The 10,581-nt window shown below is 67.6% G+C and carries 10 protein-coding genes and 2 pseudogenes; 2 read left to right on the top strand and 10 right to left on the bottom strand.

Translation table 11 applies throughout. From position 1 onward, the window contains the following. The 6 genes and pseudogenes from EET13_RS31385 to EET13_RS11745 form a co-directional block, all read right to left on the bottom strand. Positions 1-126: pseudogene (locus EET13_RS31385) on the bottom strand (transposase); the annotation flags it as partial. A 3-nt stretch (positions 127-129) separates the two neighbouring features. Next, positions 130-297: pseudogene (locus tag EET13_RS32270) on the bottom strand (PE family protein); the annotation flags it as partial. A 220-nt stretch (positions 298-517) separates the two neighbouring features. Further along, complete coding sequence (locus EET13_RS11765) at positions 518-988, bottom strand: PH domain-containing protein (protein WP_122442454.1); 471 nt, start codon at positions 986-988, stop codon at positions 518-520. Then, a complete protein-coding gene (gene ribH / locus EET13_RS11760) occupies positions 985-1,467 on the bottom strand; it encodes a 6,7-dimethyl-8-ribityllumazine synthase (protein ID WP_122442453.1) in 483 nt (160 codons plus the stop codon). The genes EET13_RS11765 and ribH overlap by 4 nt, the downstream gene beginning before the upstream one ends. Beyond that, positions 1,464-2,750 carry a bifunctional 3,4-dihydroxy-2-butanone-4-phosphate synthase/GTP cyclohydrolase II gene (locus tag EET13_RS11755; RefSeq protein ID WP_122442452.1) on the bottom strand — a complete coding sequence of 429 codons (1,287 nt, stop codon included), beginning with the start codon at positions 2,748-2,750 and terminating at the stop codon, positions 1,464-1,466. Before EET13_RS11755 ends, ribH begins: the two co-directional genes overlap by 4 nt. Before the next feature lie 548 nt (positions 2,751-3,298). Continuing rightward, on the bottom strand, positions 3,299-3,910 hold the full coding sequence (locus tag EET13_RS11745; RefSeq protein WP_122442450.1) for a riboflavin synthase: 612 nt from the start codon (positions 3,908-3,910) through the stop codon (positions 3,299-3,301). A 118-nt stretch (positions 3,911-4,028) separates the two neighbouring features. Here EET13_RS11745 and EET13_RS11740 point away from each other — a divergent pair, with 118 nt between their 5' ends. Together EET13_RS11740 and EET13_RS11735 are read left to right on the top strand one after the other, a co-directional pair. Next, a complete protein-coding gene (locus EET13_RS11740; RefSeq protein WP_122496102.1) occupies positions 4,029-4,739 on the top strand; it encodes an LppX_LprAFG lipoprotein in 711 nt (236 codons plus the stop codon). Continuing rightward, complete coding sequence (locus EET13_RS11735; protein ID WP_244603868.1) at positions 4,739-6,301, top strand: MFS transporter; 1,563 nt, start codon at positions 4,739-4,741, stop codon at positions 6,299-6,301. Before EET13_RS11740 ends, EET13_RS11735 begins: the two co-directional genes overlap by 1 nt. Here EET13_RS11735 and ribD read toward each other — a convergent pair. The 4 genes from ribD to fmt are packed head-to-tail and all read right to left on the bottom strand — an operon-like array spanning position 6,298 to position 10,396. Beyond that, a complete protein-coding gene (ribD, locus tag EET13_RS11730) occupies positions 6,298-7,317 on the bottom strand; it encodes a bifunctional diaminohydroxyphosphoribosylaminopyrimidine deaminase/5-amino-6-(5-phosphoribosylamino)uracil reductase RibD (protein WP_122442459.1) in 1,020 nt (339 codons plus the stop codon). The two genes, EET13_RS11735 and ribD, sit on opposite strands and share 4 nt — an antisense overlap. A gap of 7 nt (positions 7,318-7,324) precedes the next feature. Then, positions 7,325-8,023: a ribulose-phosphate 3-epimerase gene (rpe, locus tag EET13_RS11725; protein WP_122442458.1), complete on the bottom strand. Its 699-nt coding sequence runs from the start codon at positions 8,021-8,023 to the stop codon at positions 7,325-7,327. Between the two features lie 43 nt (positions 8,024-8,066). Continuing rightward, complete coding sequence (locus EET13_RS11720) at positions 8,067-9,461, bottom strand: RsmB/NOP family class I SAM-dependent RNA methyltransferase (RefSeq protein WP_122442447.1); 1,395 nt, start codon at positions 9,459-9,461, stop codon at positions 8,067-8,069. Beyond that, the gene (gene fmt, locus EET13_RS11715; protein ID WP_122442446.1) at positions 9,458-10,396 is read right to left on the bottom strand and encodes a methionyl-tRNA formyltransferase; all 939 of its coding nucleotides are present in this window, start codon (positions 10,394-10,396) and stop codon (positions 9,458-9,460) included. The genes EET13_RS11720 and fmt overlap by 4 nt, the downstream gene beginning before the upstream one ends. Positions 10,397-10,581: the final 185 nt, after the last annotated feature.

The following is a 10,581-nucleotide window of genomic DNA, read 5'->3' as shown; positions in this document are numbered from 1 at the left end:
CAGACCGATCCGGCAGAACCTCCGCCAGGTGATCGAGTCCGACACCTCACGACACAGAGACTCATCGCCCAGCCGATAGCGGAACTTCAAAAACATCAGCCGCAGATAGGTCTTCATCGGTGTCGACACTTCATCGGCCGCAGCGGGCAACAGCACCGTCGTGGGCATGGCAGCCGCCGCGTGTGCTGCCCGCAGCTGAGCACCAAAACGGGCGAGTTCCTTCTTTGCCGCTGTCAGCATGTCCGGGATCGCGACGACATAGGACAACTGCCACTCCCTCTGTCGAGCCCCACGCACGGTCTAACTGTCAGAGTGGCGCAGCTTACGCCAATCGGAATGCCTGCGGGCGTATTCCGATCGCTGGCAATCCCTACCCTGCCCGGTTTCACAGAACGATCTGCTGCGCCTGGCCACCGGGCACGACGGTAGGTGGTGTCTCTGGTGCGCAATGCGGCCTTGCCCGCTGCGCCGGCAAAACCCGCCGCGGCGGGGCACCGCGCGACCATAGGGAGGGCGTTCAGCGGGCGAGCAAGTCCGGCCGGTAACGCCCCAGCAGCGTTCGTACCGTATCCATGGCCGCCACGGCGCGTTCCTTGTCGACGGCCTGAATCGCCATCACCGGGATGTACTCGTCGTCGGGCAAGTCGATGCGCGCCCAGCGGCTGCCACTGGGAAATGACACACCGACGACGTCGCGCCATTGGATTAGCTTGTACCCCAATATGTTTCGTACAGAGAGACCGGCCGCCCCAATCCGCAGGCGCGGCCGTGTCAACAGCAGCACGGCGCCGGCGAAGATCAACCCCAGAGCTCCCATGGCCAACTGGTCAGCGGTCCGCAGTACCACGCCGGTGGTCCCGACCTTCAGTAACACACCCACCGCGACATGCGCCACGACGATCAAAATCGCCGCGACGCAAGCGAATATCGGGGTCCAGTAGGGGCGCAACACTACGTCCCAGTGCTGATCCTGCGGGTCCGCGGTCACGACTGAGCGCGTAGTTCACGCAAGGTCAGCGCGGTGGTCAGTGCGGCCGCGGTCGCCTGTGCCCCCTTGTCCTCCGCCGACGTGGGGAGTCCGGCCCGATCCAGCGCCTGCTCCTCGGTGTCGGTGGTCAGCACCCCGTTGGCTACGGGCGTGGACGCATCCAGCGAAACCCGCGTCAGCCCTTGGGTTACCGCGTCGCAGACGTAGTCGAAATGCGGTGTCTCACCCCGGATCACCACCCCCAGCGCGACCACCGCGTCATGCCGGCGAGTCAATTCCTGTGCCACGACCGGAATCTCAATTGCACCTAGGACGCGCACCACCGTCGGGTCGTCGATACCGGACTCGGCCGCCACCTTGCGTGCGCCGTCAAGCAGCGCGTCGCAGATTTGGCTGTGCCAGGTGCTGGCCACAATGGCCAGCCGCAGACCGGACGCGTCAAGCGCCGGGATGTCCGGGACGCCGGCCCCACCGCTCACAAGGCACCGCCGAATTCACCGGGCAGGGGTACCGACTCCTGGAAATTGCCGAAATCGTCCAGCCCGGACAGATCATGGCCCATCCGGTCGCGCTTGGTCATCAGGTAGCGGATGTTTTCCGCATTGGCGCGCACGGGCAGCGGCACCCGCTCGATGATGTGCAGTCCATATCCGTCCAGCCCGACCCGTTTGGCCGGGTTGTTGGTCAGCAGCCGCATCGACCGGACCCCGAGGTCGACCAGGATCTGCGCGCCGATCCCGTAATCCCTTGCGTCGGCGGGCAAACCAAGCTTGAGATTGGCATCCACGGTATCGGCGCCCGCATCCTGCAACTGGTAGGCCTGCAGCTTGTGCATCAAGCCGATGCCGCGGCCCTCGTGGCCGCGCATGTACAACACCACGCCACGCCCTTCCCGCGCGACCATCGCCATCGCGGCGTCCAGCTGAGGTCCGCAGTCGCAGCGGCGCGACCCGAACACGTCGCCGGTCAGGCATTCCGAGTGCACCCGCACCAACACGTCGTCGCCGTCAGCGTTCGGGCCGGCGATCTCGCCGCGCACCAGCGCCACGTGTTCGACGTCCTCGTAAATGCTGGAGTAACCGATGGCGCGAAACTCCCCGTGCCGGGTCGGGATCCGGGCCTCGGCGATTCGCTCGACGTGCTTTTCGTGCTTGCGGCGCCATTCGATCAGATCGGCGATGGTGATCATGGCCAGACCGTGCTCGTCGGCGAACACCCGTAATTCGTCGGTCTGGGCCATCGCCCCTTCGTCTTTTTGGCTGACGATCTCGCAGATCGCGCCCGCGGGTTGCAGTCCCGCCATCCGCGCCAGGTCCACGGCCGCCTCGGTGTGGCCGGGGCGGCGCAACACGCCACCATCCTTGGCCCGCAACGGAACGACGTGACCAGGACGGGTGAAGTCGTCGGCGATGCTGGCCGGATCGGACAGCAACCGCATGGTGGTGGCCCGGTCGGATGCCGAAATGCCGGTGCCGACACCTTGTCGCGCGTCGACGGTCACGGTGTAGGCGGTGCCGTGTTTGTCCTGGTTGACCGCAAACATCGGCAACAGCCCCAGCCGGTCGCAAATCGACCCGTCCAGCGGCACGCACAGGTAGCCGGAGGTGTAGCGAACCATGAAGGCGACCAATTCCGGGGTGGCCTTCTCGGCGGCGAAGATCAGGTCGCCCTCATTCTCGCGGTCCTCGTCGTCGATGACGACTACTGCCTTTCCCGCCGCAATGTCGGCCACCGCCCGCTCGACGGAATCCAGCCTCGTCATCGTTGCTACCTTTGCTGTCGGATGCTGTCGGATGTGGTAGACGGGGTCATCCGCGACGCCCGCATGTCGCCTTCAGTATGAACTACGCCGCCGCCCCAGTCCTGGCGTTATTCCGTGAGATGACTCATCTGACGGTTGCGCCGATCGGGCCAGCCCACATCGACGGCCCCGCCGGCAATCGCAGTTTTCAAGCAATCGTTCCGAATTCGCCGGTGCAGGGCGCGAATTTGGTGTCGCCAACGCATCCGGCTCCGGCCGGATGGCCGCAAGAAGGATCCATGACCGACACCACAAGGATTGACGCCGCCGATCCGATTGCAGCCGCCGTGCCGGTCCGTTCGATCTCCGACGATCGCCGCATTTCTCGGCAGCACGCCCTGGGTCATGCCGCATAAAGGCCTGCCGGCGTTGAAGGATTTTCTATGACGCGATAATCGTCGCCTGTGGCGTATTCGATTGGATTCGTTTCACCCGTTGATCCATACCGCGATATTTGATGCGTCGGCGTAGCTGCCTTGCGTCGGGCGCGCAGAGCCCGGGATACGGAGCTATTCGCCGCTGCCGACCTGCAGCAACCGTTCAATATATTTGGCGAGCACGTCGACCTCGAGGTTGACCCGCGTCCCTACTGGCGCAGAACCCAGCGTGGTCAACTCGCGAGTCGTCGGAATCAGCGACACCTCGAACCAGTCCCGCGGCTGGGCGCCGAGCCCGGAGACAGTCAGCGAGATGCCGTCGACGGTGATCGATCCCTTCTCCACGATGTAGCGTGCCAACGTCGCGGGAACCTCGATCCGGACCACTTCCCAGTGCGGCGACGGGGTACGGGCCACGATCTCGCCGGTCCCGTCCACATGCCCCTGCACGATGTGCCCGCCCAGCCGGCTGTTGAGTGCGGCGGCTCGCTCCAGATTGACCCGGCTGCCCTCTTGCAGACTGCCGAGGCTAGACCGGTCGAGCGTCTCGGCCATCACGTCTGCGGTGAACCTGCCGTCGGGCAACACCTCGACCACCGTCAGGCAGACGCCGTTGACGGCGATGGAATCGCCATGGCCGGCGTCAGAGGTGACGACGGGACCGCGGATGGTCAGGCGCGCCGCGTCGGCGAGGGTCTCGCGCGCGGTCACCTCGCCAAGCTCTTCGACAATTCCGGTGAACATCGCACCAGGCTAGTGGCTCCGGGAGGCCCCCGATGAGCCGCTACAACCGCGGCGCCCCCACCGGCTGCGGGCCCCGCGTTGCCCGACCCGGTCACCGGCACCCTCTACGATGCTGGGTATGCAACCCCCCAGACGTCACCGCCGTCTCTTCGCTGCCGTCGCCGCCCTCGGCCTGGCCATCACCCTGGTCGCGGGCTGCTCGTCCGGCAAGAAGGACAGCGGCGGACCACTACCCGACGCGGCGCCCTTGGTGAAGCAGGCAACCGACAAGACCAAGACCGTCAAGAGCGCACATCTGGTGCTGACGGTCAACGGCAAGATTCCGGGATTGTCGATGAAGACGCTGACCGGCGATCTGACCACCAATCCGACGGCCGCCAAGGGCAACGTCAAGCTCACGCTCGGCGGGTCCGATGTCGATGCCGACTTCGTCGTCTTCGAGGGGATCCTGTACGCCACCCTCACACCCAACAAGTGGAGCGATTTCGGTCCGGCAGCCGACATCTACGATCCCTCGCAGATCCTGAACCCGGACACCGGGCTCGCCAATGTGCTGGCGAACTTCAACAACGCCAAAGCCGAAGGGCGCGACACCATCAACGGGCAGAGCACCATTCGCATCAGCGGGAAGGTCACCGCGGACGCGGTGAATCAGATCGCACCACCGTTCAGTGCGACCGACCCGGTGCCGGCCACGGTATGGATCCAGGAGACCGGCGATCACCAGCTGGCCCAGGTCAAGTTGGATCGGGGTTCGGGCAACTCCGTCCAGATGACCTTGTCGAATTGGGGCGAGCAGGTGCAAGTCACGAAGCCGCCGGTGAGCTGATGAGCACGCAGACCGGTCGCCGGGTAGCGATCAGCGCAGGTAGCCTCGCGGTGCTGCTGGGTGCCCTCGACACCTATGTCGTGGTCACCATCATGCGCGACATCATGAACAGCGTCGGTATCCCGGTGAACCAGCTGCAGCGGATCACCTGGATCGTCACGATGTACCTGCTGGGCTACATCGCCGCAATGCCACTGCTGGGCCGGGCCTCTGACCGGTTCGGCCGCAAACTCATGCTGCAGGTCAGCCTGGCCGGATTCGCTGCGGGGTCGGTGATCACCGCGCTGGCCGGGCACTTCGGCGACTTCCACATGCTGATCGCCGGCCGCACCATCCAAGGGGTTGCCAGCGGCGCGCTGCTGCCGATCACGCTGGCGCTGGGCGCCGATCTGTGGGCACAGCGCAACCGCGCCGGGGTACTCGGCGGCATCGGCGCCGCACAGGAACTCGGCAGCGTGCTGGGTCCGCTCTACGGGATCTTCATCGTCTGGTTGTTTCACGATTGGCGCGATGTGTTCTGGATCAACGTCCCGCTCACCGCGATCGCGATGGTGATGATCCACTTCAGCCTGCCCTCCCATGACCGCAGCGCCGAGCCGGAACGGATTGATCTCGTCGGCGGGCTGCTGCTGGCCACGGCGCTAGGCCTTGCGGTGATCGGGCTCTACAACCCCAGCCCCGACGGCAAACAGGTGCTGCCCAGCTACGGGTTACCGCTGGTGATCGGCGCGGTTGTGGCCGCGGTGTTGTTCTTCGTCTGGGAACGCATGGCCCGTACCCGGCTGATCGAACCGGCCGGCGTGCACTTTCGGCCGTTTCTGTCCGCCCTGGGCGCATCGGTCTGCGCCGGCGCGGCGTTGATGGTCACCCTGGTCAACGTGGAGCTGTTCGGCCAGGGTGTGCTGGAAATGGACCAGGCCCAGGCCGCAGGGATGCTGCTGTGGTTTCTGATCGCCCTGCCGATCGGCGCGGTGGCCGGCGGGTGGATCGCCACCCGGGCCGGCGACCGGGGGATGACGTTCATCGGGCTGCTGGTGGCCGCCGGGGGCTACTGGCTGATGCATTATTGGCCGGTCGACCTGTTGGCCTATCGCCACAGCATCTTCGGGTTGTTCACGGTGCCGGCGATGCACGCCGACCTGCTGGTCGCCGGGCTGGGGCTAGGACTGGTGATCGGGCCGCTGTCCTCGGCGGCGCTGCGGGTGGTCCCCTCGGCCGAACATGGCATCGCCTCAGCGGCGGTGGTGGTGGCGCGGATGACCGGGATGTTGATCGGGGTCGCCGCGCTGAGCGCCTGGGGGCTGTATCGGTTCAACCAGATTCTGGCGGGGCTGTCGGCGGCCGTGCCGCCCAACGCCACACTGCTGGAGCGAGCGGCCGCAATCGGAGCCCTGTACCGGCAGGCGTTCGCGCTGATGTATGGCGACATCTTCAAAGTGACGGTGGCGATTTGTGTGTTCGGAGCGCTGCTGGGCCTATTGATCAGCGGCCGCAAGGAGCACGCCGAGGAGCCGGAGGTCCCCCGGCACCAGGCCGTGGCACCCCGGCAAATGAGCCGCTAACGCGGTATCAGGCTCAGCAACAGATCCGGTCCCACCTTTTCGACGCTGTCGAACTGCCAGCGCAGCGCGTGCGCGATGCTGGACACCCCCACATCGTCGACCGCGGTGACCGGGCCGCCCAGCAGGATCGGCGCGACATAGGCCAGGATGCGGCTGATCGCCCCGCACCGCAGAAAAGCTCCGGCAAGGGTCGGACCACCTTCCAGCAGGACGTCGGTGTGGTCCAACAGCGCCCTGAGCACCTCTACGGGCTCGTGGGTACGAAGCACCATGGTCCGTGCGTCGTCGTTGAGAACCTTTGCCTCCGCCGGAATGTCACGCGTCCCCACCACTACCCGCAGCGGCTGTTTCGCCCCCAGCGACCCGTCCGGCAGGCGGGCGGTCAGGACCGGGTCGTCGGCCAGAACAGTGCCGGTGCCGACCACGATCGCGTCGGCGATCGCGCGCCGGCGATGCAGGTCGGCGCGGGCCGCCTCGCTGGAAATCCACTGGCTTGAGCCGTCGGCGGCAGCGCTTCGGCCGTCGACGCTGGTGGCGTATTTCCACGTCACGTGCGGCAACCCGGTCCGTTGCTTGTGCAGCCACTCGCGCAGCGGCCCGGCCGCCACGTGGTCGGCCAGCACCCCCGAGCGCACCTGCACGCCCGCTGCCGACAGCCGCCCGGCACCGCCCCCGGCGATCCCGTTGGGGTCGGCGACACCGTAGATCACCGTGCCCACCCTGGCTTCGATCAGCGCGTTCACACATGGCGGAGTCTTGCCGTAGTGGTTGCAGGGCTCCATGGTGACCACCGCGATGGCGCCGGCGGCCAAACCACCGGCCCGGCGCAGGGCCACCACCTCGGCGTGGTCGCCGCCGGTGGGCTGGGTACCGCCGACGCCGACGACCCGGCCTTCGGTATCCACGATGACCGCACCGACCGGCGGGTTCGGATACGTCGTGCCCTTGACCAGGTTGGACTGCTCGATGGCGAGGCGCATGGCGTCCTCGATGCTCTTGACCTGCTCGACGGTCATCGGCTGCTCACCGGCCACGCTGGTGCGACATGGCCTTAGCCCGTTGCCGAAGTGCCTCCACGGCGGTGGCCGGGTCGTCGGCGCCATACACCGCCGATCCGGCGACGAAGCAGTCGACACCCGCCTCGGCCGCCTGCTCGATGGTGTCGGCGTTGACGCCGCCGTCGATCTCGATGAGGATCTTCAACTCACCCGAATCGACCATCTTGCGGACCGTCCGCACCTTGCGCAACACCTCGGGAATGAACTTCTGGCCGCCGAAGCCGGGCTCCACCGACATGACGAGCAGGGTATCGAAGTGCGGCAAGATCTCCAGATACGGATCCAGCGGCGTCCCGGGCTTCACGCTGATGCCGGCTTTGGCGCCCGCTGCCCGGATATCGCGGGCCACCCCGACCGGGTTGTCGGTGGCCTCGGCGTGAAAAGTGACGTTGTAGGCGCCGGCTTCGGCGTAGGGCGGAGCCCACCGGTCGGGGTTCTCGATCATCAGGTGACAATCCATCGGGATGTCGCTTACTGCCAGCAGGCTTTCCACCACCGGCAGGCCGATCGTCAGGTTCGGCACGAAGTGGCCGTCCATGACGTCGACATGCAACCAGTCGGCGCCGTCCACCGCGGCCGCTTCGTCGGCGAGCCGGGCGAAATCAGCAGCCAAAATCGACGGCGCGATCATGGGTCTCCCCGTGCTGCGTGACATGAGCGACAGACTACTGAGCCCGGCCCCGCGGCGCGCGACACGCATCGGCGCGTCACGCAAGCCGTTGCAGCGCAGCGGCGAACATGGCGTCGGTGCCATGGCGATGGGGCCACAGCTGAACGTAAGGTCCATCTCCGAGCCCCTTGGTGACGGGTTCGAACAGTGCTCGGGTGTCCAGCGCAGCCACCGGGTGGCGGCGCAGGGCGTCGGCCACCACCCCCACCGTTTCGACCAGGTGCGGTGAGCAGGTCGCGTAGAGCACCACACCACCGGGCCGGACCAGCGCAATCGCGGCAGCCAGCAACTCGCGCTGCAGCTTGGCCAGCGCGGGCACGTCGGCGGGCTGACGCCGCCAGCGCGCTTCCGGACGGCGGCGCAATGCACCCAGGCCGGTGCAGGGAACGTCAACGAGCACCCGGTCGAAGCCGGGCTCGAGCCCGCTGCACCGACCGTCGGCCTGCACTACTTGGACCGGCAGCCCGTGGGTGTTGGCCGCCACCAGTTCCGCGCGCTGTGGCGACGGCTCCACGGCGGTCACCGCGGCTCCTGAAGGCACGCCAAGCGCCGCCAGCAGCGCGGTCTTGCCGCCCGGCCCGGCGCACAAGTCGAGCCATCGGCCGCCGTCGCCGCCGACGGGAGCCAGTGTCAGCGCCCGGGCCACCAGCTGGCTGCCCTCGTCCTGGACCAGGGCCTGACCGTCGCGCACCGGCGCCAACCGTGCGGGGTCACCGCCGGGCAGGTACACCGCGAACGGCGAGTACCGGCCGACGGTACCGCCCACGGCCTCAGCCAGATCAGCGGCAGTCAGCACCCCGGGGCGGGCCGCCAGATGCACCTGCGGCCGTTCGTCGTCACTGGCCAGCACCGCGTCGAGCTCTGCGGCCGCTGCGCCCAGGGCGTCGGCGAAGGCCTGCGCGATCCACCGTGGGTGGGCGTGCACGAAGGCGGCGTGCCCGATCGGGTCGCTGCGCGGGTCGGGAGCCAGCTCGTCCACCCAGCTCCGCTCATCCCGGCCGGCGATGGTTCGCAGCACCCCGTTGACGAATCCTGCTCGGGCCGAATCGAATTCGACGCCAGCCTGTTCAACCGTGGTGGAAACCGCGGCGTGCGTGCCGACCCGGGTGCGCAGCAGTTGGTAGGCGCCCAGCCGTAACAGGTCGAGCAGCACCGGGTTGATCGCCTCCGGCGCACGTCCGGCGGCGGCACCGATCACCGCGTCGAGCAGGCCCCGGGTCCGGCAAGCACCGTAAGTCAGCTCGGTGGCGAAGGCGGCGTCGCGGTCGGTAATGCCGCGCTCGCGCAGCAGCGCCGGCAGCACCAGGTTTGCGTAGGCATCGCGGCTGCTGACCGCGCGCAGTGCAGCGAACGCCGCGCCACGCGCGGGGTCCAGCGGCCGGCGGCGGCGGCCCCGTTCGGCGGCCCTGGGACGTGGGGGCTTAGCTGTCACGAGGCCAGCGCGCCGGCGTCGAGCCGCGCCCCGCGCGCCCAGTCGGCGGCGTCCATGGGCTTCTTGCCCGGTGGCTGAATTTGACCAAGCCGCACCGGTTCGGAGCCGGTGCCGACCCAGACGGTCTTGCGGTCGACATGAATAGCCCCGGGCGGCAACGGTTCCGGGGGCTTTGTCGCACTGTCGAGCCGTACCGGCCCTACCTTGACCCGTAGGTCGCCGATGAGTGTCCAGGCGCCTGGGTTGGGGGTGACGGCCCGGATTCGGCGTTCGACGACCGCCGCCGGAAGTTCCCAGCGCACCCGTGCCTGCTCCACGGTGATCTTCGGCGCCAGGCTGACTCCGTCCGCCGGCTGTGGTCGCGGTGTGAGTGTCTGCTCGGCGATGCCGTCTAGCGTGGCAGACAGCAGGGCAGCACCCGAAATGGCAAGGCGCTCAAGCAGATCACCCGCGGTGTCGGTGGGCTGAATGGCTTCGGTGACCACCCCGTAGACGGGGCCGGAGTCCAGGCTCGGCTCGATCTGGAACGTCGTGGCCCCGGTGATGGTGTCCCCGGCGGCAATCGCCGCCTGCACCGGCGCCGCGCCGCGCCAGGAGGGCAGCAGCGAAAAGTGCAGATTCACCCAGCCGTGCGAGGGAATCGCCAGCAGCGCCTCGCCCAGGAGCGCCCCATAAGCCACCACCGCACAGCACTGCGGCGCCAACTCCGACAGTTCGGCGACGAATTCCGGCGAGTTGGGCCGCGATGGCCGCAGCACCGGTATGCCACGATCGAGCGCCTCCCGTGCCACCGGCGACGGCTCCGGCTTGCCGCGCCGCCCGGATGCGGCGTCGGGGCGGGTCAGCACCGCGATCACGTCGTGACGAGGCGAGTCGATGAGGCGACGCAGAGCCGGCAGCGCGGGCTCCGGCGTACCCGCGAAAAGGATGCGCACCGCAACAGTCTAGGTAGCCGGCAAACCGCACCAACGCGCCGCGGGCCACAACACGGTCCGCGTCAAATTCTCAGCCACTTATAACCTTGCTCATGCATACTATGTCCTACGGAAATGGTCTGTCCCACGTTTCCCGCCGCGCCTGCGACGACGAGGTCGAAGTAACGCAGCTCTCCCCCTCCCCG

The sequence above is a fragment of the Mycobacterium attenuatum genome (assembly GCF_900566085.1).
Lineage (GTDB): Bacteria > Actinomycetota > Actinomycetes > Mycobacteriales > Mycobacteriaceae > Mycobacterium > Mycobacterium attenuatum.
This window is presented reverse-complemented; position numbering and strand designations above follow the sequence as displayed.

Bases quoted from the DNA above. Each gene is read 5' to 3' on its own strand.
- EET13_RS11745 (WP_122442450.1), bottom strand. From the start codon at position 3,910: ATGTTCACCGGAATTGTCGAAGAGCTTGGCGAGGTGACCGCGCGCGAG.
- EET13_RS11735 (WP_244603868.1), top strand. From the start codon at position 4,739: ATGAGCACGCAGACCGGTCGCCGGGTAGCGATCAGCGCAGGTAGCCTC.
- ribD (WP_122442459.1), bottom strand. From the start codon at position 7,317: ATGACCGTCGAGCAGGTCAAGAGCATCGAGGACGCCATGCGCCTCGCC.
- EET13_RS11740 (WP_122496102.1), top strand. From the start codon at position 4,029: ATGCAACCCCCCAGACGTCACCGCCGTCTCTTCGCTGCCGTCGCCGCC.
- EET13_RS11755 (WP_122442452.1), bottom strand. From the start codon at position 2,750: ATGACGAGGCTGGATTCCGTCGAGCGGGCGGTGGCCGACATTGCGGCG.